Source organism: Erwinia sp. S38 (assembly GCF_016624545.1).
Taxonomy (GTDB): Bacteria; Pseudomonadota; Gammaproteobacteria; order Enterobacterales; family Enterobacteriaceae; genus Erwinia; species Erwinia coffeiphila.
Genome location: NZ_JACVTS010000009.1, coordinates 50,304 through 71,337, shown reverse-complemented (window position 1 = coordinate 71,337; position 21,034 = coordinate 50,304). Strand labels below are relative to the sequence as shown.

At 56.6% G+C, this 21,034-nt stretch carries 19 protein-coding genes and 1 pseudogene; 8 read left to right on the top strand and 12 right to left on the bottom strand.

From position 1 onward, the window contains the following. Positions 1-62: 62 nt before the first annotated feature. Positions 63-422, top strand: coding sequence for a YceK/YidQ family lipoprotein (locus IBT46_RS12100; protein WP_200545937.1), 360 nt, complete (start codon positions 63-65; stop codon positions 420-422). Here IBT46_RS12100 and IBT46_RS12095 read toward each other — a convergent pair. The 6 genes from IBT46_RS12095 to dnaA all read right to left on the bottom strand — a co-directional run bounded on the left by IBT46_RS12095 (position 403) and on the right by dnaA (position 8,894). Further along, positions 403-1,668, bottom strand: a complete 1,266-nt coding sequence (locus tag IBT46_RS12095) for a DUF3748 domain-containing protein (protein ID WP_200545863.1) — start codon at positions 1,666-1,668, stop codon at positions 403-405. The two genes, IBT46_RS12100 and IBT46_RS12095, sit on opposite strands and share 20 nt — an antisense overlap. A gap of 12 nt (positions 1,669-1,680) precedes the next feature. Then, positions 1,681-2,490, bottom strand: a complete 810-nt coding sequence (yidA, locus tag IBT46_RS12090) for a sugar-phosphatase (RefSeq protein ID WP_200545862.1) — start codon at positions 2,488-2,490, stop codon at positions 1,681-1,683. Positions 2,491-2,717: 227 nt separating this feature from the next. Then, on the bottom strand, positions 2,718-5,126 hold the full coding sequence (gyrB, locus tag IBT46_RS12085) for a DNA topoisomerase (ATP-hydrolyzing) subunit B (protein ID WP_200545861.1): 2,409 nt from the start codon (positions 5,124-5,126) through the stop codon (positions 2,718-2,720). Positions 5,127-5,143: 17 nt separating this feature from the next. Beyond that, positions 5,144-6,229 carry a DNA replication/repair protein RecF gene (gene recF, locus IBT46_RS12080; RefSeq protein WP_200545860.1) on the bottom strand — a complete coding sequence of 362 codons (1,086 nt, stop codon included), beginning with the start codon at positions 6,227-6,229 and terminating at the stop codon, positions 5,144-5,146. Positions 6,230-6,399: 170 nt separating this feature from the next. Continuing rightward, the gene (gene dnaN / locus IBT46_RS12075) at positions 6,400-7,500 is read right to left on the bottom strand and encodes a DNA polymerase III subunit beta (protein WP_105595322.1); all 1,101 of its coding nucleotides are present in this window, start codon (positions 7,498-7,500) and stop codon (positions 6,400-6,402) included. Between the two features lie 2 nt (positions 7,501-7,502). Further along, positions 7,503-8,894, bottom strand: coding sequence for a chromosomal replication initiator protein DnaA (gene dnaA, locus IBT46_RS12070; RefSeq protein WP_200545859.1), 1,392 nt, complete (start codon positions 8,892-8,894; stop codon positions 7,503-7,505). Positions 8,895-9,532: 638 nt separating this feature from the next. Between dnaA and rpmH the strand changes: the two genes are divergently transcribed. The 5 genes and pseudogenes from rpmH to mnmE all read left to right on the top strand — a co-directional run bounded on the left by rpmH (position 9,533) and on the right by mnmE (position 13,400). Beyond that, the gene (rpmH, locus tag IBT46_RS12065) at positions 9,533-9,673 is read left to right on the top strand and encodes a 50S ribosomal protein L34 (protein ID WP_003023858.1); all 141 of its coding nucleotides are present in this window, start codon (positions 9,533-9,535) and stop codon (positions 9,671-9,673) included. 17 nt (positions 9,674-9,690) lie between these two features. Then, the gene (gene rnpA / locus IBT46_RS12060) at positions 9,691-10,050 is read left to right on the top strand and encodes a ribonuclease P protein component (protein WP_105595320.1); all 360 of its coding nucleotides are present in this window, start codon (positions 9,691-9,693) and stop codon (positions 10,048-10,050) included. Beyond that, positions 10,014-10,272: pseudogene (yidD, locus tag IBT46_RS12055) on the top strand (membrane protein insertion efficiency factor YidD). Before rnpA ends, yidD begins: the two are co-directional and overlap by 37 nt. A gap of 2 nt (positions 10,273-10,274) precedes the next feature. Beyond that, the gene (gene yidC / locus IBT46_RS12050) at positions 10,275-11,918 is read left to right on the top strand and encodes a membrane protein insertase YidC (protein WP_105595318.1); all 1,644 of its coding nucleotides are present in this window, start codon (positions 10,275-10,277) and stop codon (positions 11,916-11,918) included. 117 nt (positions 11,919-12,035) lie between these two features. Continuing rightward, the gene (mnmE, locus tag IBT46_RS12045) at positions 12,036-13,400 is read left to right on the top strand and encodes a tRNA uridine-5-carboxymethylaminomethyl(34) synthesis GTPase MnmE (protein WP_200545858.1); all 1,365 of its coding nucleotides are present in this window, start codon (positions 12,036-12,038) and stop codon (positions 13,398-13,400) included. A 133-nt stretch (positions 13,401-13,533) separates the two neighbouring features. On the opposite strand, the gene IBT46_RS12040 is transcribed toward mnmE, so the two are convergent. Genes IBT46_RS12040 through IBT46_RS12015 form a run of 6 tightly spaced genes read right to left on the bottom strand, consistent with a single transcriptional unit; the run spans position 13,534 to position 19,768 of the window. Beyond that, a complete protein-coding gene (locus IBT46_RS12040) occupies positions 13,534-14,862 on the bottom strand; it encodes an ABC transporter substrate-binding protein (protein WP_234480092.1) in 1,329 nt (442 codons plus the stop codon). Between the two features lie 46 nt (positions 14,863-14,908). Beyond that, on the bottom strand, positions 14,909-16,186 hold the full coding sequence (locus tag IBT46_RS12035; RefSeq protein WP_200545856.1) for an SfnB family sulfur acquisition oxidoreductase: 1,278 nt from the start codon (positions 16,184-16,186) through the stop codon (positions 14,909-14,911). 21 nt (positions 16,187-16,207) lie between these two features. Then, on the bottom strand, positions 16,208-16,960 hold the full coding sequence (locus tag IBT46_RS12030) for an ABC transporter ATP-binding protein (RefSeq protein ID WP_200545855.1): 753 nt from the start codon (positions 16,958-16,960) through the stop codon (positions 16,208-16,210). Then, positions 16,957-17,988: a branched-chain amino acid ABC transporter permease gene (locus IBT46_RS12025; RefSeq protein ID WP_200545854.1), complete on the bottom strand. Its 1,032-nt coding sequence runs from the start codon at positions 17,986-17,988 to the stop codon at positions 16,957-16,959. Before IBT46_RS12025 ends, IBT46_RS12030 begins: the two co-directional genes overlap by 4 nt. Positions 17,989-17,990: 2 nt before the next feature. Further along, positions 17,991-18,884 carry a branched-chain amino acid ABC transporter permease gene (locus IBT46_RS12020; protein ID WP_200545853.1) on the bottom strand — a complete coding sequence of 298 codons (894 nt, stop codon included), beginning with the start codon at positions 18,882-18,884 and terminating at the stop codon, positions 17,991-17,993. Continuing rightward, positions 18,881-19,768 carry an ABC transporter ATP-binding protein gene (locus IBT46_RS12015; RefSeq protein ID WP_200545852.1) on the bottom strand — a complete coding sequence of 296 codons (888 nt, stop codon included), beginning with the start codon at positions 19,766-19,768 and terminating at the stop codon, positions 18,881-18,883. Before IBT46_RS12015 ends, IBT46_RS12020 begins: the two co-directional genes overlap by 4 nt. A 182-nt stretch (positions 19,769-19,950) precedes the next feature. Here IBT46_RS12015 and IBT46_RS12010 point away from each other — a divergent pair, with 182 nt between their 5' ends. Together IBT46_RS12010 and IBT46_RS12005 are read left to right on the top strand one after the other, a co-directional pair. After that, complete coding sequence (locus IBT46_RS12010; protein ID WP_200545851.1) at positions 19,951-20,175, top strand: hypothetical protein; 225 nt, start codon at positions 19,951-19,953, stop codon at positions 20,173-20,175. A gap of 79 nt (positions 20,176-20,254) precedes the next feature. Further along, the gene (locus IBT46_RS12005; RefSeq protein ID WP_200545850.1) at positions 20,255-20,998 is read left to right on the top strand and encodes a 4'-phosphopantetheinyl transferase superfamily protein; all 744 of its coding nucleotides are present in this window, start codon (positions 20,255-20,257) and stop codon (positions 20,996-20,998) included. The last annotated feature ends 36 nt before the right edge of the window (positions 20,999-21,034 follow it).

Genomic DNA, 21,034 nt, shown 5'->3' with positions numbered 1-21,034 from the left:
GTATCCCCCCGCGTTTGACGACAGATCTCAGCAGGCTGCAACGACTGAAGGGATAGTAAATGATGAAGGCATTAAAGAAGTATACCGCTGCAGGATTGCTTACCTGCGCCTCGCTTGGCGCAACCAGCGGCTGCTCCAGCGTCATGACCCATACCGGCCCCAGCCAGGGCTACTACCCCGGCACCCGCGCCAGCGCCAGCGTGCTGACCGATGATGACAGCAGCTGGGCGATGAAGCCGCTGGCGGCGATTGATTTACCGTTTTCTGCGGTGATGGATACGCTGTTGCTGCCGTGGGATTACTATCGTACCGATGATACGGACTCCCCGCGTGAGCGCGTGCGCCGTAGCGAACAGCAAAACAGGACCGCCGACGGACTGTCGCAGGCGGCCCCGATGGCCGCTAACTCACCGACGCCATAAAGATCTGCTGATACCCGTCGCGGCTGCGCAGGTAAGCTACGCGCTGCCCGTCGGGGGAAAATACTACCGCATCCGCTGAGGGTGCGGTTTCACTGCGCGGGGTAATACGGCGCAGTTTTCCCGTTTCCAGCGAACAGAGCGTTACGCTGTTATCGCAGATAAATGCCAGGCTACCGCCGTCAGGGTGCCAGCTGAAGGCCGACTGAATATCGGTCTCCGCTCGAGTCACCTGTCGCGGCTCACCGCCCAACGGCGAAATCGTCCATAGCTGAACCACACCGTCATCATCCTTCATCAGGAAGGCAATCACGCTGCCATCCGGTGAGCTGCGCAGCCAGTGCCTCGGCGTACTGACCAGACCGGGATAGCGGCGATGATGGGTAAAGGTGACGCGCCGCTGCTGTACGCTCTCAGGCGGAGCAGGCAGCCGCGTTGCTGTACCTTCCAGCGGAAAGGCCCCCGGAACGGCAAAATCAGCGTTATCCTCCGGCAGATCGACGACGAACACTTCCGCCACCTTCTCACCGTTTGCCGCCAGCGTATCGCCAATAAAGGCCAGCGCCCAGCGCTGCCGCTGCGCGCCCCGCTGATAACCCCGGGAGCCAATCCATCCCTCTTCATAAGCGCGATTGATCTCATCGCTGCCCGGCTGCGGCGTTGGCGTGGTCTGACTGACCAGCACGCAGTAGTGGCTGCCGTCGTATTCACGCGGGTGACGCTTCGGCGGGCACACCGCATGCAGCGGTACGGCAACGCCAACATTGCGTAAATCCTGGGTTTTGTCCCACTCATGCATCACGTGATCGTTGTAGGTAAAACTTAAGCGGCTGCCGTCCGGGCTGAACACATGGACGTGAGAACCGCCGCGCAGCGCGCCGGGCGTGAAGGGTGGCGTAATATCGCAGGCGTCCAGATTCTCCGCCACGCCGTGCTGAATAATCACCCCACGCCGATGATGAAAATCATATTTCCACAGGCTGTCAGGATGCTCCGGCCCGTGAATACAGACGTAGCGCGGCGGAAGATCAGGACTGGCGGTTACCACGCCAACGTGCGCACCGTCCCGCGCCTGATACAGCACCTCCACCGCGCCGCTGCTGACGTTGACCCGCTCAATAGTCAGGCCGGTAAAAGACGCCCCGGAAGGGCGCACGTCATAGACCAGCCACTGACTGTCGGCGGTCCAGACGTTTATGTTGGTCAGCTGATGATGCCGGGGGGCGAAGGTGATCTGTTGTTCACTCATCGGGCAGCCCTTTTACAGAACAAATTTCTCAATCGCCACGGCGACACCGTCTTCACGATTGGATGTCGTTACGAACTGGGCGATCTCTTTCACCACCGGAATCGCATTGCCCATCGCCACGCCCGTACCGACAAATTCCAGCATCGCCAGGTCGTTTTCCTGATCGCCCAGCGCCATCAGTTCGTCGCGCTGCAAGCCAAGAAGCTCCGCCAGCAGCTTAACGCCGGCCCCTTTGTTCACCTCTTTATTGAGGATTTCCAGGAAGAACGGCGCGCTTTTCATGATGGTGTTACGTTCGTAAGCTTCAGCAGGAATGCGGGCAATCGCCGCGTCCAGCAGTTCAGGCTCATCGATCATCATGATTTTCGGGAAGATAAGCGTTGGGTCCATCTCTTCCACGGTACGGTAGCGCAGCGGCATGCCAGTGAGGCCCGCTTCGTGAACGGTATAGCGGCTGATATCTTTGTTGGCGGTATAGAGGTGGCTCTGGGTCAGCGCCTGGAAGTTTACCCCCAGCTCGCGGGACATCTGCTCATAGTAGAGGTAGTCATCGAAGGTCACCGGCACTTCAGCCACGCAGCTGGCATCGTTCGCTTTTTGCACCAGTGCGCCGTTGTTGGTGATGCAGTACTGGCCTTCTTGCTCCAGGCCCAGCTCGCGCAGGTAGCGCTGTACGCCGAGGAACGGTCGCCCGGTTGCCAGCACCACCGCCACGCCTTTATCACGCACCGCTTCAATCGCCGCCTTCACCCGGGGGGTCACTTCGTGCTGCGGGTTAAGCAGCGTCCCATCGATATCAATCGCTATTAATTTAATCGCCATGCCACACTCCTTAGCTTCTGTTTTGTTCCATGCTAGCGCGATTCAGCTGGCGATCTCCAGCAGGTTACACAGTTAGTTACCGGCACGGTGAATTGCGGAAAAAATGGCGAACGCTGACGGACGTGTTTGGATGCAGCGAATGGTTGAAAATTGCAGAAAAAGAATTAAGGCAGAGGCAGAACGGTTATTCAGGGGCGGCCTGAAACAAGCCGCCCCTGCGTCGGTTCTTAGATATCGATGTTTGCCGCCCGCAGGGCGTTTTCTTCGATAAAGGCGCGACGTGGCTCAACCGCATCACCCATCAGCGTGGTGAACAGTTGATCGGCCGCAATCGCATCTTTCACCGTCACGCGCAGCATACGACGGCTGTCCGGGTCCATGGTGGTTTCCCACAGCTGTTCCGGGTTCATTTCACCCAGACCTTTATAACGCTGTACGGACAGGCCACGACGTGACTCTTTCACCAGCCAGTCCATTGCCTGCTCGAAGCTGGCAACCGGCTGGCGGCGCTCGCCGCGCTCAATGTAGGCATCTTCTTCAATCAGGCCGCGAAGTTTTTCACCCAGCGTACAGATTTTGCGGTATTCCGCGCCCAGCATAAATTCCGTATCCAGCGGATAATCGGTATCCACACCGTGAGTACGGATGCGAACCACCGGCTCAAAGATATGCAGCTCACGGTTTTCACGCACCACACCAACGTAGCTGCTGCCGTGCTGCTCTTTCTCGTTCAGCCAGGTCACCAGGGTATCCAGCCAGCTTTGCACCGCCGCTTCCGCAGAGAGATCGCTCAGCGTTGGGTTGTAGATCAGCGCATTCAGCAGCGCTACCGGATAGCGGCGCTCCATACGCTTGATCATTTTGCGCGTGCTGTTGAATTCAGCCACCAGCGACTCCAGCGGCTCACCGCCCAGCGCAGGCGCATTGGCGTTGGTGTGCAGCGTGGCGCCATCAAGAGCGATAGCGATCTGGTACTGGTCCATGGCTTCGTCGTCTTTGATGTACTGTTCCTGCTTGCCTTTTTTCACCTTATACAGCGGCGGCTGTGCGATATACACGTGGCCACGCTCGATGATTTCCGGCATCTGACGGTAGAAGAAAGTCAGCAACAGCGTACGGATATGCGAACCATCGACGTCGGCATCGGTCATGATGATGATGCTGTGATAGCGCAGTTTGTCCGGGTTATATTCATCGCGACCAATGCCGCAGCCCAGCGCGGTGATCAGCGTCGCGACTTCCTGCGAAGAGAGCATCTTGTCGAAGCGCGCCTTTTCCACGTTAAGGATTTTACCTTTCAGCGGCAGAATCGCCTGGTTTTTACGGTTACGACCCTGCTTGGCTGAACCGCCCGCAGAATCACCCTCCACCAGGTAAATTTCAGACAGCGCCGGGTCGCGCTCCTGACAGTCGGCCAGTTTGCCCGGCAGGCCTGCCAGATCCAGCGCGCCCTTACGACGGGTCATCTCACGGGCACGGCGTGCGGCTTCACGCGCACGCGCAGCATCAATAATCTTACCGACGACGATTTTCGCATCGCCCGGATTTTCCAGCAGATATTCGCTCAGCAGTTCGTTCATCTGCTGTTCAACCGCCGATTTAACCTCGGAGGAAACCAGCTTGTCTTTGGTCTGCGAGGAGAATTTAGGGTCCGGCACTTTCACCGACACGACCGCAATCAGGCCTTCACGCGCATCGTCACCGGTGGCGCTGACTTTGGCTTTCTTGCTGTAGCCTTCTTTATCCATGTAGGCATTCAGCGTACGGGTCATCGCCGCACGGAAGCCGGCCAGGTGTGTACCGCCGTCGCGCTGTGGAATGTTGTTAGTGAAACAGTAAATGTTTTCCTGGAAACCGTCGTTCCACTGCAGCGCCACTTCCACGCCAATGCCATCTTTCTCAGTAGAGAAATAGAACACATTTGGGTGAATCGGGGTTTTGTTCTTGTTCAGATACTCCACAAACGCCTTAATACCGCCGTCGTAGTGGTAGTGATCTTTCTTATCGTCACGCTTATCTTCCAGCCTGATCGACACGCCAGAGTTCAGGAAGGAGAGCTCACGCAGGCGTTTAGCCAGGATCTCATATTCGAAATCGGTAACGTTGGTAAAGGTCTGGTGGCTTGGCCAGAAGCGCACGCGAGTACCGGTGAGTTCGGTTTCGCCGGTGACGCTCAGCGGAGCCTGCGGCTCACCGTGCACGTAGATCTGCTGGTGAACCTTACCGTCACGACGGATGGTCAGCTCCAGCTTTTCAGACAGGGCGTTAACCACTGAGACACCCACGCCGTGAAGACCGCCGGAAACTTTATAAGAGTTGTCATCAAATTTACCGCCTGCGTGCAGCACGGTCATGATCACTTCGGCAGCGGAAACCCCTTCCTCCGGGTGAATGCCGGTCGGGATCCCGCGGCCATCATCCTGCACGGAAACAGAGTTATCGGCATGAATGGTAACAACAATATCGGAGCAGTAGCCGGCGAGTGCTTCGTCAATGGCGTTATCCACGACCTCGAAGACCATGTGATGCAGACCGGTACCGTCATCCGTATCGCCGATATACATACCAGGGCGCTTGCGTACAGCATCAAGTCCTTTAAGAACTTTAATACTTGAGGAGTCATAAGAATTCGACATCAACGTTTCTCGCTCATTTAATCTTCAGGTTGAACCGCTATTTTACCCTGTTCCACGTGGAACATCTTGCCCTTTTCGTCAGCCATATCGAACACATGTTCACTACCAATGGCACTAACGAAAACCTGGGCCTGAGTGGCTTTCAAACGCGACGCCAGCAGCTGTCGACGCGTCTCATCCAGCTCAGAGGCAAAATCATCTATCAGATACAGGCAACGACGCCCGCTCTGTCGGGTGAGAAACTCACCCTGCGCCAGCCTCAGGGCGCACATCAGCAGCTTTAGCTGGCCGCGTGAGAGTAAATCTTCCACCGGCGTCCCTTCGGCACGAATGCGGAAATCCGCTTTGTGCGGGCCGGTGGCGGTATAGGTCAGTGCGCGATCGCGCTCGAACTGACGTTCGAGCAGTTCCGCGTAGTCGCTCTCTTTATCCCAGCCGCGCTGGAAAGAGAAACTCAGTTCGAACTCGGGTAAAAACTGCGCACAGGTTGTATTGATATCGGCGGCAATCGCTTCGCTGTAGGCCGAACGCCATGCGCTTATCTGCTCGGCAAGCGGGGCCAGTTCACGGTCCCATGCCTGAATCTGCTGGTAGCGCGTCACCTGGCGCAGCGCGGCGTTGCGCTGCTTTAACAGCCTGCGAAGGTTGTTCCAGGCATTAAAAAAGCCCGGCTCGTTGTGGAAGCAGCCCCAGTCGATGTAGGCGCGGCGAAATTTCGGCCCGCCGTTCAGCAGGGTAAACCCCTCCGGCGTGATCAGCTGCATCGGCAGCATCTGCGCCAGCTCGGCCACTTTATGGCCGTCGCTACCGTCAATACGGACTTTACTGTCGCCGGCACGATTTTTGGTCAGGCCAACCGAGATCTCGCGTTCAGCGCCAGCAATACGGCCGTGCAGCACATAGGCGTCCTGATCGTGGCGGATCACCCGCCCGGCCTGCAGGCTGCGAAACGCACGACCGTGGCCAAGGGTATAGATCGCTTCCAGCACGCTGGTTTTGCCGCTGCCGTTGGGGCCCACAAGGAAATTAAACCCCGGGGCCAGCGTCAGATCCGCATTTTCGATATTACGAAAATCTTTAATAAGAAGGCGGGTTAAAGCCATAACGAATCCAGCGTGAAGGGGATTTTACCTGACATATTCGATCCAGGCCGTCGGCGGCGCAGCCAGTCTGGTTACGGCCAGCGCACAGAACTTGGGAGCATACTGAAGTATGTGACCAAGGGCGAGCACTGCACGGGACCAGAATGGCAAGTAAGCCAGGCCGATATTCTCTATAATCTCATCGGCATAACAACGTAGGCCGCACTCTGGCTTGCTGCATCTTCAATCTGCACGCTGGAAACCGAATCCGTCAGCAGCAGACGCACGTTCTCGCACTTCAGCGCGTTCAGAACGTCCAGCACGTAGCTGACGTTGAAGCCGATTTCGAGATCGGTGCCGCCGTAGCTCACGTCCAGAATCTCTTCTGCTTCTTCCTGTTCAGGGTTGTTGGCAGTGATTTTCAGCTGGTTTTCACTGATATACAGACGCACGCCACGGAACTTTTCGTTGGAAAGAATCGCCGCACGGGAAAATGCCTGCTTCAGCAGATCGCAGCTGGCATCCAGGGTTTTGTCCGGATTTTTCGGCAGTACGCGGCGATAGTCAGGGAAACGGCCGTCAACCAGCTTCGAGGTGAAGATGAAGTCACCAACGTGCGCGCGGATATTGTTGCTACCGATCTGCACCTGTAATGGCGTATCGCCACCGTCGAGCAGACGAACCAGTTCAATCACCCCTTTACGCGGCACGATCACCGAATGGTTTGGCAAAGACTGACCCACCGGCATTGAACAGACCGCCAGACGGTGTCCGTCGGTGGCTACGGTGCGCAGCTCTTCGCCTTCGGTTTCAAACAGCATACCGTTCAGGTAGTAGCGAACGTCCTGATGCGCCATCGAAAACTGCGTGGCTTCGATCAGGCGCTTCATGGTCGCCTGCGGCAGGGTGAATTCGACATCAATCTGCCAGTCGTCCAGGTTCGGGAAGTCGCTGGCGGGCAGAGTTGAAAGTGAGAAGCGGCTGCGGCCGGAGCGCACCAGCATTCTGTCACCTTCCAGAATCACGGTGATCTCCGCGCCTTCGGGCAGGCCACGGCAGATATCAAAGAATTTACGTGCCGGAACCGTCGTGGCGCCAGGCTGATGATCCTGAGTCAGCGCCACGCGCGCGACCATTTCCATCTCAAGATCGGTACCGGTCAGCCGCAGGGTGCCTTCATCGACCTGCAGCAGCAGGTTACCAAGGATCGGCAGAGTAGGGCGGCCGCCTAACGGGCTGCTGACCTGCTGTAATGGTTTAAGCAAACGCTCACGTTCTACAATAAATTTCATAGTCAGGAAGATAATGTTCTGATTAGATTTGAGAAATCTTCTTTAATGTCGTGACTCTCTTCACGCAGCTGCTCAATTTTACGGCAGGCATGTAGCACGGTGGTATGGTCACGACCCCCGAAAGCGTCGCCGATCTCCGGCAGACTGTGGTTGGTCAGCTCTTTCGCCATCGCCATCGCCATCTGGCGCGGGCGGGCTACCGAGCGGGATCGCCGTTTAGACAGCAGATCGGCCACTTTAATTTTGTAGTATTCGGCAACCGTCTTTTGAATGTTGTCGATAGTGACCAGCTTTTCCTGTAACGCCAGCAGGTCACGCAGCGCTTCACGGACGAAGTCGATGGTGATGGCACGCCCGGTAAAGTTGGCATTGGCGATAACGCGGTTCAGCGCCCCTTCCAGCTCGCGGACGTTAGAGCGCAGACGCTTGGCAATAAAGAATGCCACTTCACCCGGCAGGCGGATGTCATTCTCATCTGCTTTTTTCATCAGAATCGCCACGCGGGTTTCCAGCTCAGGCGGCTCGATCGCCACCGTCAGGCCCCAGCCAAAGCGGGATTTAAGACGATCTTCTACCCCATTGATCTCTTTCGGATAGCGATCCGAGGTCAAAATGATCTGCTGATTACCTTCCAGCAGCGCATTAAAGGTATGGAAGAACTCTTCCTGAGAGCGCTCTTTGTTGGCAAAGAACTGGATATCATCGATCAGCAGCGCATCGACCGAACGGTAGTAACGCTTAAATTCTTCTATCGCATTGTTTTGTAATGCTTTTACCATGTCCTGTACGAAACGCTCGGAGTGCATATACACCACTTTGGCATTGGGCTTGCGCGCCATAATGCCGTTGCCGACCGCATGCAGCAGGTGCGTTTTACCTAAGCCCGTACCGCCGTACAGAAATAACGGGTTGTATGCGCCGCCGGGGTTATCGGCCACCTGACGCGCCGCCGCGCGCGCCAGCTGGTTTGATTTACCCTCAACGAAATTGTCGAAGTTGTGCTTGGTATTGACGTTAGAGCGGTATGACAGTTCCGCCGGTGCAGGTACGCTGTCCCAGCTTGGGCGAACCGGAGCCGCGCGGCTGCTTGTACCCGGCGCACTGGCGTGCGCGCTGGCCATGACCGGCTGACTGACAGGTTGTACCGCCGGTTTGCTGCCCACTTCAAAACGCAACAGCGGAACGTTCGGCCCACAGAAGTCATTTAGCAGTGCATTGATATTATTCAGGTATTTATCCCGAACCCAGTCGAGTACAAACCGATTTGGTGCATATAATGCCAGCGTGTTGTCATTCAGTTCGGCCTGCAAGGGGCGTATCCACATGCTGAATTCTGTGGCAGGTAGCTCATCCTGCAAACGGGCAAGACACTGTTGCCAAAGCGTAAGTGACACGGCGGACTCCACTCGAAAAAAAATTCGATAAGAAAAAATAAGGGCGCTGAAGCGATAATTTCATCATTGTTGACGCATGCCGATGAGACGCATGCGAACCGTTATCTACGGTTACTCCACTCTAGCCCGGCATCCTGGAAGCATGCGGTTAGCAAGACGACCCGAAGGATCGTTAGCGGAACGGCGGATCATAGCGTAAACCGTCGCAGAGATCTTCACTTTCTACACAGTTTTGATCCAATTTATCCACAGGCGCATACAACGCAGATTAGTTTACGCCACCTTGCGCAAAAGACATTCAGGATCGTCTGCATTCAGTGAAATTTAATGGTGCCATCACGTTATTGCCGCAAAAACAATGTAACGGGATCGCGAGATGATCCTGCACGATCCTTGCGCTTTTTAACGGAGGCCGTATAATTCTTGCCCCGGCGTGCTGCGCCGTGGCCCTTATGGCTGTTTTTGCGGGTCAAAACGGGCAATCAGGGCGCGGTTTTCACGCGAAGTAAATTGACTCTGGACTGTACAATTATTACAATCCCGCCTCTTTATTAAAGATACACTGAGGCGTCGGTCGGTTTTTCGGGCCAGTTAACGCGTCACTAAGTGAAATTATTCAAGTTTAGGTAGAAATCGCCATGAAACGCACTTTTCAACCGTCCGTACTGAAGCGTAACCGTTCACACGGTTTCCGTGCTCGTATGGCAAATAAAAATGGTCGTCAGGTTCTGGCACGTCGTCGTGCTAAAGGCCGTTCTCGTCTGACCGTTTCTAAGTAATAAAAGCTAACCGCTGAGTGGTTAAGCTCGCATTTCCCAGGGAGTTACGTTTGTTAACTCCCACTCATTTCACTTTCGTCTTCCAGCAGCCACAACGGGCTGGCACGCCGCAAATCACCATTCTCGGCCGCCTGAACACGCTGGGGCATCCCCGCATCGGTCTTACCGTCGCAAAAAAACATGTTAAGCGTGCGCACGAGCGTAATCGGATCAAGCGATTGACCCGTGAAAGCTTTCGCCTGCGCCAGCATGAACTTCCCGCAATGGATTTTGTGATTGTGGCGAAGAAAGGGGTCGCTGACCTGGATAATAAGGCATTGACGGAAGCGTTGGAGAAATTATGGCGCCGCCATTGTCGCCTGGCTCGCGGTTCCTAATCGCGCTGATTCGCGTCTATCAGCGCGTAATCAGCCCGTTACTGGGACCTCACTGCCGATTTCATCCTACCTGTTCGCAATACGGAATTGAGGCATTGCGCAGGTTTGGGGTGATAAAAGGGAGTTGGTTGACGATGAAACGCATATTAAAATGCCACCCTTTGAACCCAGGTGGCGACGATCCGGTACCGCCAAACAACCATTGATACCAGAGAACATTAACGATGGATTCGCAACGCAATCTCTTTCTCATCGCTTTTCTGTTCGTGTCTTTTATGATCTGGCAAGCCTGGCAGACGGATAATAATCCTCAGCCATTGCAAACCCAGACCACGCAGACCACGACAGCAGCGGGTGATGTCGCTAATCAGGGTGTTCCTGCCAGCGGCCAGGGCAAAACGATCACCGTTAAGACCGATGTCCTGTCTTTAAGCATTAATACTCGCGGTGGTGATATTGACCAGGCACAGCTGCTGACCTATCCGGACTCACTGGGTTCCGATAAGCCTTTCCTGCTGCTGGAAAACACCCCTGATTTCCTGTACCAGGCGCAGAGCGGCCTGACCGGTCGTAACGGCCCGGATAATCCGGCAAACGGCGGTCGTCCTCTTTACACGGCTTCTCAGGATAGCTTCGAACTGGCCGATGGTCAGAACGAACTGCGTATCCCACTGACCTTTACCGCTGAAAACGGCGCGGTCTACACCAAGACCTTCGTGCTGAAACGCGGTGAATACGCTATAGGCGTCGATTATCAGATCAACAACGCCAGCCAGCAGCCGCTGGAAGTGTCGATGTTCGGTCAGCTGAAACAGACTATCGATCTGCCTAAGCATCGTGATACCGGCAGCAACAACTTTGCTCTGCATACTTTCCGTGGCGCGGCTTACTCCAGCAGTGAGACCAACTACGAGAAGTATAAATTCGATAAGATCAGCGAAAACGAAAACCTGAGCACCACCACCACCAACGGTTGGGTGGCGATGCTGCAGCAGTACTTCGCAACGGCCTGGGTACCGCAGACCGCTGGCAGCAACACGCTGTACACCAGCAACCTGGGTAACGGCGTAGCGGCAGTTGGCTTCAAGTCTGCACCGGTGACTATCGCGGCAGGTTCTCAGCAAGAGCTGAAAGCCACGCTGTGGGTTGGCCCGGAAATTCAGGACAAAATGGCGGCGATTGCCCCACACCTGGATCTGACCGTAGACTACGGCTGGCTGTGGTTTATCTCTCAGCCACTGTTTAAGCTGCTGAAATTCCTGCACAGCTTCATCGGTAACTGGGGCTTCTCGATTATCGTTATCACCTTTATCGTTCGTGGCATCATGTACCCGCTGACTAAAGCGCAGTACACCTCCATGGCGAAAATGCGCATGCTGCAGCCGAAGATTCAGGCGATGCGTGAGCGTTTAGGCGATGACAAACAGCGCATGAGTCAGGAAATGATGGCGCTGTATAAGTCTGAGAAGGTTAACCCGCTGGGCGGCTGTCTGCCTCTGGTTATCCAGATGCCAATCTTCCTGGCCCTGTACTACATGCTGATGGGCTCGGTAGAACTGCGTCATGCGCCGTTTGCACTGTGGATACACGATCTGTCAGCGCAGGACCCGTACTACATCCTGCCGATCCTGATGGGTATCACGATGTTCTTCATCCAGAAGATGTCGCCGACCACCGTGACCGATCCGATGCAGCAGAAGATCATGACCTTTATGCCGGTCATCTTCACCGTGTTCTTCCTGTGGTTCCCTTCAGGTCTGGTGCTGTACTACATCGTCAGTAACCTGGTGACCATTATCCAGCAGCAGCTGATTTATCGCGGCCTGGAAAAACGCGGCCTGCACAGCCGCGACAAGAAGAAAGCGTAAGAGTAAAAACACGGGGCAGCCTTTTTACGGTTGCCGCGTGCCAATAACGAACACACTGTTTACACTAAGGCGGTCACTCAGACCGCCTTATTTTTTTGCATCAAAAGAGAGTTAACCATGAGCCATAGCGATACGATTGTTGCCCAGGCAACCCCGCCAGGACGCGGCGGCGTAGGTATTCTGCGCGTTTCCGGTAGCAAAGCGGCGGAAGTGGCACAGCTGCTGCTGGGCAAGCTGCCCAAGCCGCGCTATGCCGACTATCTGCCGTTTCGCGACGCCGACGGTAGCACCCTGGATCAGGGTATCGCGCTGTGGTTCCCCGGCCCTAACTCCTTTACCGGCGAAGATGTGCTGGAACTGCAGGGCCACGGCGGCCCGGTGATCCTCGACCTTCTGCTGAAACGCATCGTGGCGCTGCCCGGACTGCGCATTGCCAATCCGGGTGAGTTCTCCGAACGTGCTTTCCTCAACGACAAGCTGGACCTGGCCCAGGCGGAAGCGATTGCCGACCTGATCGACGCCAGCTCCGAGCAGGCAGCACGCTCGGCCGTTAACTCGCTGCAGGGCGTTTTCTCCACCCGCGTGAACAACCTTGTGGAAGCACTTACTCACCTGCGGATCTACGTGGAAGCGGCCATCGACTTCCCGGATGAAGAGATCGACTTCCTCTCCGACGGTAAAATTGAAGCGCTGCTGCACAAGGTGATTGCCGATCTCGACGGCGTACGCGCCGAAGCGCGCCAGGGCAGTCTGCTGCGCGAAGGGATGAAGGTGGTGATCGCCGGCCGCCCCAACGCCGGTAAATCAAGCCTGCTTAATGCGCTGGCCGGTCGCGATGCCGCCATCGTCACCGATATCGCCGGCACCACGCGTGACGTGCTGCGCGAGCATATTCATATCGACGGCATGCCGTTGCATATCATTGATACTGCGGGCCTGCGTGAAGCCAGCGACGAAGTTGAGCGCATCGGCATCGAACGTGCGTGGAAAGAGATCGAACAGGCCGATCGCGTGCTGTTTATGGTCGACGGCACCACCACGGATGCAACGGAACCGGGCGAGATCTGGCCGGACTTTATTGCCCGCCTGCCGGACGCGCTGCCGATCACCGTGGTACGTAATAAAGCCGATAAGACCGGTGAGACGTTGGGAATTACAGAAGTAAACGGTCACTCACTTATTCGCCTTTCCGCCCGCACCGGCGAAGGGGTGGACGTGCTGCGCGAGCATCTGAAGGCCAGTATGGGCTTTTCGGGCAATATGGAAGGCGGATTCCTCGCTCGTCGCCGTCATCTTCAGGCGCTGGAGCTGGCGGCAGAACATCTGCAGCAGGGCAAACATCAGCTGCTTGGGGCCTGGGCAGGGGAACTGTTGGCGGAAGAACTGCGTCTGGCGCAGCAAAGCCTGAGTGAAATCACCGGGGAATTCAGCTCCGATGACCTGCTGGGGCGGATATTCTCCAGCTTCTGTATTGGTAAGTAATTAATAGAATACAAAAATTACACGCTATAGCCGTTAAGATTTAGTTCACCCGCTATAGCGTGTAAGTTACATCCCAAAGTGAGCATTTACTGACCTGCATTAACGGACTGTTAATGCAGGTTTTTATCAATAATTAATTCTCAGCCTGGCAGTTACGCGGGGTAATATTGTTTTCCTTCGCGTAGGCGCTGGCGGATTTCTCGATGATCGGACGCAGCAGCGCCCAGTCCGGTGAAATCCAGTCGCTAATCACTTTCCACTGGCTGCCGTCCCACTGCTGGAAGGTCACGCGGCCCTGGCCTTCGTGATCCTCACAGGTCACGTTAATCGAGTGGAACAGGCCTTTGGCACCCAGCGCTTCCACACGGGCAGGATCAAGCTGCAGATGCTCGAAGCCCCAGCGGATTTCATCGCCGGTCAGCGTGCGGTGGCCAAACTTCTGCTGCGCGATACGAATCGCCTCAACGTTCAGAATGCCGTTAACGATGCCGAGGTTATGATAGACGCTGCCGATGCGTTTACGATCCTGCAGATTCCCTTTACCGGCACCGTAGACCTTATCAATAATCTCTTTCACCACCGGATACACCGAGCCGGATGCCTGGGTGGTCAGTGCGATATAGCCCTTCGCCGCATTCCCGGCCGGGATCACGTCCTCTTCGGAGTTCGACCAGACGTTGCCGATAATGTGATCCGCCGGGTAACCAACCTTCTGTGCGGTTTTCAGCGCCACCGGGTTCATCACGCCAAAGCCACGCAGCACCACGTAATCCGGTTTCGCACGGCGAATGGTCAGCCACTGTGATTGCTGTTCGTTGCCCGGATGCGGCACTTCGATCTGCTGTACTTCAAAGCCGTATTTTTTCGCCAGCAGCTCAAAAATCGGGATGGTTTCCTTGCCGTACGGCGAACCGTGGTACAGCACGACAATTTTTTTACCCTGCAGTTTGTCCAGGCCGCCGAGACGGGTGCCGATAAATTTGATGATCCCCGACGTTTCGCTGTACGGGTTAAGCAGCAGCGGGAAAACATACGGGAAGACGCGGCCATCGGTCGAATCGGTGCGGCCATGATCGATAGTGATCAGCGGCGTTTTATCGCGGGTGACGTCATCGATCATCGCATAGGCAATACCCACGGAAAGCGGGTTCCAGGCGGCAACGCCGGGCTTACTTTTTTGGCGTTTATAACACTCAACGCCACGCTCCACTTCATACTGGGTTTCACACTCGTCCCAGGTAAGCTTGACGCCGTTAACTCCGCCGTCACGCTGATTAATCAGCTGTAAGTAGTCAATAAACCCGCCAAAGAAGCCGCTGCCCGCGGCGGCATAAGGCCCGACGCGATAGCTCTGTAACGGGAAATACTGTTCATCCGCCCTGGCGCCGAGCGAGAGCTGCGCCAGCAGCAGCGTAACCCCGACGAGAAGCCGGGTAAGCGATATCACCTTCATTTTCACCATTTTCATGCCCTGTTATTAGTAGAATTATTTTTGCCCGGCGAAACCGTCAGCTCCAGGCGTGCAGCGGTGGATTGACCCCGTTCAGCGCGTAGTTGCCGAGGATGGCGTACTTCCAGCGCACCGGATCGTGCAGCGTATGGGTACGGGCGTTGCGCCAGTGACGATCGAGGTTGTGCTCGGCAAGCGTGGAACGCGTGCCCGCCAGTTCGAACAGGCGGTTGGTTGCTTCAATGGCGATTTCCGTGCTCAGCACCTTGGCTTCCGCCACGGCAATCTGCGCTTTTGCCACGTTATCCGCCGTCGGTTCTGCCACCGCGCGATCGATCCACAGGCCCGCTTTTTCCTGTAGCGCCTCGGCGGCGTGCAGCCGCAGCGTCAGATCGCCGACGCGCTGAATGGTGTAAGGATCGTCGGAGGCGCGATCCAACCCGCTGTCCACCCACGGGCGTGATTTCTCGCGCACGAAGCGGATGGTTTCGTTAATGGCCGCCTCGGCGATACCGGAGTCAATCGCCACCTGCACAATCTGGAAAATCGCGCCGTCGGCGCTGGGCGCTTCATAGCCTTTATAGCCGGGAACCAGATGGGTTTTCGGCACCCGCACGTTATCCAGCAGCACGGTGCCGCTGGCGGTGGTGCGCTGGCCGAAGGCAGACCAGTCGTCGATTACCGTCAGCCCCGGCGCATCGCGGTCGGCAATGGCGTACCACGCCCGGCCCTGGTCATCGAGCGCCACGATCGGCACCAGATGCGCCAGCAGCGCACCGCTGGAGTAGAATTTCTTGCCGCTCACCAGCACATGATCGCCGTCATCAACAAAGCGCGTTTCGAAATCCGCCGCGCGCTTGCTGCCAAACTCAGAGAAGGCGTTGCCAAAGCGCACGCCGCTCAGCACCTGAGCAAACAGTTCGCGCTGCTGTGCTTCATCGCTGACCGTGCGGATCGCCGCCACCACGCCAAGATGGTTCTGGGAAATCTGCGAAATGGACGGATCGGCGGCGGCAATGATCTGCACCACCTTCGCCAGCGTGGCGTAGGAGACCTCCGGGCCGCCGAAGCGCTTCGGCACATTGATCGACCACAGCCCGCTCTGAGAAAACGCGTTCAGCTCGGTAATCGGCAGGATGCGGTCGCGATCGCGCTCGGCGGCGGTGAGAACAAACTGCGCGGCCAGTTCGGTAGCCACGCGGATCGCCTCTTCATCACTCTGAATAATATGCGCGGGCTGCGCCGGGCGCGGATAGCCCGGCACGCCACGCGGTGTAGTATTGGTAGGATGTGGCTGAGAGGCGGTTACTGCGTCTTCGGTCTGAAGCGTACTCATCGGTATTCTCCTGTATAAAAGTTATGCTGAAAATCCCAGATAAATTCTCTGTACGTCTTCCTGCTGGCTTAGTGCCTGCGCATCACCGGAAAGCGCCACGCTGCCGGTATCCAGCACATAAGCGCGATGGGCATGGCGTAAGGCCACCGTGGAATTCTGTTCCGCTACCAGAATCGATAGCTTTTGCTGCTGGTTAAGGCGGGTCAGCACCGCAAAAATCTCTTCAACAATCAGCGGAGCCAGGCCCATTGAGGGTTCGTCCAGCAGCAGCAGCTGGGGTTTCGCCATCAGCGCGCGGCCGATGGCCGCCATCTGCTGTTCGCCGCCGGAAGCCAGCCCGGCGGCTAGCTGTCGTTTGTCCTTCAGCCGTGGAAAAATCTGATAGATCTCCTCCAGTCCCTGGCGTATCTCCGCCCGGGAGGCCGAACGTGCCAGCGCCCCGGCGATCAGGTTTTCTTCCAGGGTCAGTGACACAAAGCAGTGCCGCCCTTCCAGTACCGGGACGATGCCGCGCTTCACCAGCCGGTGCGGGGCTTCGGCGGTAATATCCGCGCCGCGCCACAGCACGCGGCCCGCGCTGACCTCACCGCGACGCGCGGGCAGCAGGTGTGAGATCGCCTGCAGGGTGGTCGATTTCCCTACGCCGTTGCGCCCGAGCAGCGCCACAATTTCCCCTTCGCCAACGGTGAGCGAAATATCCTCCAGTGCCACGATATGGCGCTGATAGCGGGCGCTGAGGTGCGCTACCTCAAGCAGCGCGTTACGGTCAGTCATGATGTTCTCCGCGAGGTGAAGTACGACGCCAGCCGCTGCGTCAGCGCCGCCAGCCCTTTTGGTTCGGCAATCAGGAACCCGATCAGCAAAACGCCGACAATGATGTTCTGCACCAGCTCCAGCACGCCGGAATCCACCTGCTGGCCAAACAGCCATGCGCCAAGCCGGGAAAGCAGCAGCGGAAACAGCGTCAGCAGCGCCGCGCCAAGAAACGCGCCGCGAACCGTGCCTAATCCCCCGATAATGATGATAAACAGCAGCTGGAATGAGCGATCCAGATTGAAACCCGCCGGTTCGACGTTGCGCAGATAGGTGAATGACCACAGCACGCCGGCAATGCCGATAATAAAAGAGGAGAAGCCGAAGGCGATCATCCGGGTTCGCAGCACCGGTACACCGATCGCTCTCGCCGCCAGCGGGTTGTCACGTACGGCGATAAAGTTGCGCCCGGCCGAGCTGTTAACCAGCCGCCAGACCAGCCAGGTCAACAAACTGACCACCGTCAGGGTAAACAGATAGCGACGCTCGGAGCTGTCGATGATCCACGCACCCAGGTGCAGCGGAGCCACCGATACCACGCCGGACGCGCTGTTCATCGAAAACCAGCTAAAGTTGTTCAGCGCCCACTGGACAAAGAACTGCGTCGCCAGGGTAGAAATCGCCAGATAAAAACTGCTGAGCCGCAGGCTCGGCAGGCCGAAGATCAGTCCCAGCAGTGCACTGATACCGCCTGCCAGCAGTAACACCAACGGCAGCGGCAGGTCCAGGCGACCAATCAGATTCAGCGCGGCGTAGGCACCCACCGCCATAAAGGCGGCGCTGCCGAGGGAGATCTGCCCGGTATAGCCTGCCAGCACGTTCAGCCCCAGCGCAGCCAGCGACAGCGCGAGGAACGGCGTGAGTACCGCATCAAACAGGTATTCGTTACCGATCAGCGGCAGCAGAATAAACGCCACGGCGGGTAGAATAATCCCGCCAGCACTGAGGCGAGGCAGGGTACGACGAACGTCCGGTGAGAGAGTCAACATCGTTACAGCCTCGATAAGCGGTGGGAGCCAAACAGGCCCGCAGGACGGATCAGCAGGAATAGCAGCGCTACGGCGTAGGCGATCCAGCTGTCGATTCCGCCGCCCAGCAGCGGACCGAGATACACCGATCCCAGCTTTTCGATCAGGCCAACCAGCAGCCCGGCAACGATCACCCCGGCCACCGAATCAAATCCGCCCAGTACCAGAACCGGCAGCGCTTTCAGAACCACCAGAGACAGTGAGAACTGTACGCCCAGCCTTGCCCCCCACAGCAGCCCGGCAACCAGCGCGACAATCCCTGCCGCCGCCCAGACCACCGCCCACAGGCGGCCAATATTCAGGCCTACCGCCAGCCCGGCAAAGGTGTCATCCGCCACCGCACGGAACGCCAGTCCGGTGTGCGTATAGCGAAAGAACAGGCTCAGCAGCAGTACCATCAACCCGGCAACGCCGGCGGCAAACAGATCGAACTGGCTGATCAGCACGCCGCCAACTTCAAACGGCGTGTCGTCGATGCCCAGGTCCAGTGCGTGAACCTGCGTTCCCCACAACAGCTGTGCAGCACCCTCGATGATGTACGACACGCCAAGCGTGGCAACGAACAGCACGATCGGCGGCTGATTCACTAACGGCCGCAGCACGGAGAATTCAATCAGCATGCCGAGCAGCGAAATCGCCACCAGGGTAATGGGAAGCACCGCCCATACCGTCCAGCCGCGTTCGATCAGGCAAACGAAGGTGAGTGCCGAGAACAGCAGCATCGAACCCTGGGCAAAGTTGAAGACGCCGGAGCTTTTGTAGACCAGCACAAACCCCAGCGCGACCAGTGAATACATCACCCCCGACAGCAGGCCACCGACGCTAACTTCAATCAGGAACAGCCAGTCAATATTCATCCTCGGGCTCCCGGTGCGGTAGTTTCCGCCGCTGAACCCAGATAGGCGGCAATCACCGCCGGATTTTGCCGGATCTCATCCGGCGTTCCCGTCGCGATATTACGCCCGTACTCCAGTACCACAACGCGATCGGACAGGCTCATCACCACCGCAATATCGTGCTCGATCAGCAAAATGGTGGTGCCGAAATGGCGGCGTATCTCGCGAATAAGCTCGCTAAGCTGCTGTTTATCCGCCAGCGTCATTCCCGCCATCGGTTCGTCGAGCAGCAACAGGCGAGGGTGGGCAACCAGCGCTCTCGCCAGCTCAACGCGTTTTTGCATGCCGTAGGACAAACTGGTCGTCAGGCGCGATGCCACCGCATCCAGACCGAAAAAATTCATCACCGCCTGCGCCTGTTGAAGCTGACTGGCACTCTCATGCCGTGCGCGCCGCAGTCCGAAAACCTCGCTCAGCAGAGATGTTTCCCGACGGTGTGCCAGCCCCTGCAAAATGTTATCGACCACTGAAAGGCCGCTAAACAGCGCAAGATTCTGGAAGGTCCGAGACACGCCCGCACTGGCGAGCTTTTCCGGGCGAATTGAACGAAAACGATGCTCATCAAGACCGATCTCGCCGCGATCGGGCCGGTAAATACCGGAAATCACATTCAGCAGGGTGCTTTTCCCCGCGCCATTCGGGCCGATAATCGCCATTAACGATGAAGGTTCCGCCCGCAGCGAGACGTCACTTAAGGCCTTAACCCCGCCAAATGAGAGCGAAATACCAGAAAGCTGTAGCGATGCGCCCGGCTTTCTGGCTCTGGCCGTTTCGGCTGAGTAACCCGCTAACGGCGATTGTCGCAGTGCCGCCAGCGAGGTCGGGGATAGTTCTGATAACGACATATTTCTCTCCTGGTCAGCAGCGCTTTCGATCGCTTTGCCGCTTTCTCATATAACTATTTGCAATTTATAAATATACAAACCAACCTTTAAGTTATAAGAACGTAAGCAGAATGCGTGCCAAAGTTGGAAATGGTTATTTTCCTTTTAATTCAGTTAATTAGACTTAAAAACCCTGAGAGAAAATGCTGCATTTGCAGCATAAATGTTGTTTAGATGCTGCAAATGCAGCAGCAGGTGTTCAACGGAAGGATATAGCGGGGAATGATCAAGATTTAGCGGGTTTGTGGTGTTTATGCTGTGAAAATGGCATTAAAAGCGATGATTATCTGGCTGTTTTCCTATTACGTATTGATCTTCTCGGTTTAACCCCAGGAGAAATAATATTAATCCGAATTTCGCCCCGTTAAGGGAATCGCGGGTGAAAATTCGTAGGATTATTCTTACAATAGAGTTGATGATTACCCGACCATTTTCATGGAGTGACAGATGGCAAGTCATTTTGCACGATGGACACTTGTCCAGACGAAAGCACAGGTTCACCGACTTCCGCTGCAGCTGGTAGAGCATTCAGCCAGTCTGGCGGAGAGACGTCGACGCCGCTACCTCGCGGCCAGAACGCTGCTGGCGGAACTGATGCTGCGGGTCTACGGCATCCCCCAGCTCCCTGATATCCGCCTTGCTGAGGGCGGGCGCCCTTGTTTTTCCGATCCCGACCTTCCTGATTTCAGCATCTCCTATGCCGGTAATGTGGTGGGTGTTCTGCTGGCGGAAGAGGGCTGCCGCGCCGGTCTGGATATGGAAATTGTTCGCGCGCACAGCCGCCAGACTTTAGAGCAGTACCTGCACTCTTTTTCATCCGGTGAAAAAGCCTGGATTAACGCCCAGAACGATCCGTCTGAAGCCTGTACCCAGATTTGGACTCTACGCCAAAGTATTCTGAAGATGACCGGAGAAGGTAACGGTGGTTTTGATGCCCTGCGCCTGCATCCCGCTTCGGGAAGGCTGCGTTCTTCAACGCTGGCCGATATTCAGGCTATCTGTGATGTGGAAGCGCTGATGGTCTGGTCCTGCGCGCTCTCTCCGGGAACCGATCGGCTACAGCTGTGGGAGTATGACGATACTGAAGGGTGGAATTCACTGCAGAGTATTAACGTCTATTCGTTAAATATGGGGCCACGGGCACTGCGTTTAACCAGTCTGCCCGCCGAGAAGCAGCACTACTATTCCTGATAGCAGGGTGGCACAAGGCCACCCTGCTGTTGCAGA

Coding starts and splice junctions, on each gene's coding strand:
- IBT46_RS12100 (WP_200545937.1), top strand. CDS start 63: ATGAAGGCATTAAAGAAGTATACCGCTGCAGGATTGCTTACCTGCGCC.
- IBT46_RS12095 (WP_200545863.1), bottom strand. CDS start 1,668: ATGAGTGAACAACAGATCACCTTCGCCCCCCGGCATCATCAGCTGACC.
- yidA (WP_200545862.1), bottom strand. CDS start 2,490: ATGGCGATTAAATTAATAGCGATTGATATCGATGGGACGCTGCTTAAC.
- gyrB (WP_200545861.1), bottom strand. CDS start 5,126: ATGTCGAATTCTTATGACTCCTCAAGTATTAAAGTTCTTAAAGGACTT.
- recF (WP_200545860.1), bottom strand. CDS start 6,229: ATGGCTTTAACCCGCCTTCTTATTAAAGATTTTCGTAATATCGAAAAT.
- dnaN (WP_105595322.1), bottom strand. CDS start 7,500: ATGAAATTTATTGTAGAACGTGAGCGTTTGCTTAAACCATTACAGCAG.
- rpmH (WP_003023858.1), top strand. CDS start 9,533: ATGAAACGCACTTTTCAACCGTCCGTACTGAAGCGTAACCGTTCACAC.
- yidC (WP_105595318.1), top strand. CDS start 10,275: ATGGATTCGCAACGCAATCTCTTTCTCATCGCTTTTCTGTTCGTGTCT.
- mnmE (WP_200545858.1), top strand. CDS start 12,036: ATGAGCCATAGCGATACGATTGTTGCCCAGGCAACCCCGCCAGGACGC.
- IBT46_RS12040 (WP_234480092.1), bottom strand. CDS start 14,862: ATGGTGAAAATGAAGGTGATATCGCTTACCCGGCTTCTCGTCGGGGTT.
- IBT46_RS12035 (WP_200545856.1), bottom strand. CDS start 16,186: ATGAGTACGCTTCAGACCGAAGACGCAGTAACCGCCTCTCAGCCACAT.
- IBT46_RS12030 (WP_200545855.1), bottom strand. CDS start 16,960: ATGACTGACCGTAACGCGCTGCTTGAGGTAGCGCACCTCAGCGCCCGC.
- IBT46_RS12025 (WP_200545854.1), bottom strand. CDS start 17,988: ATGTTGACTCTCTCACCGGACGTTCGTCGTACCCTGCCTCGCCTCAGT.
- IBT46_RS12020 (WP_200545853.1), bottom strand. CDS start 18,884: ATGAATATTGACTGGCTGTTCCTGATTGAAGTTAGCGTCGGTGGCCTG.
- IBT46_RS12015 (WP_200545852.1), bottom strand. CDS start 19,768: ATGTCGTTATCAGAACTATCCCCGACCTCGCTGGCGGCACTGCGACAA.
- IBT46_RS12010 (WP_200545851.1), top strand. CDS start 19,951: ATGCTGCATTTGCAGCATAAATGTTGTTTAGATGCTGCAAATGCAGCA.
- IBT46_RS12005 (WP_200545850.1), top strand. CDS start 20,255: ATGGCAAGTCATTTTGCACGATGGACACTTGTCCAGACGAAAGCACAG.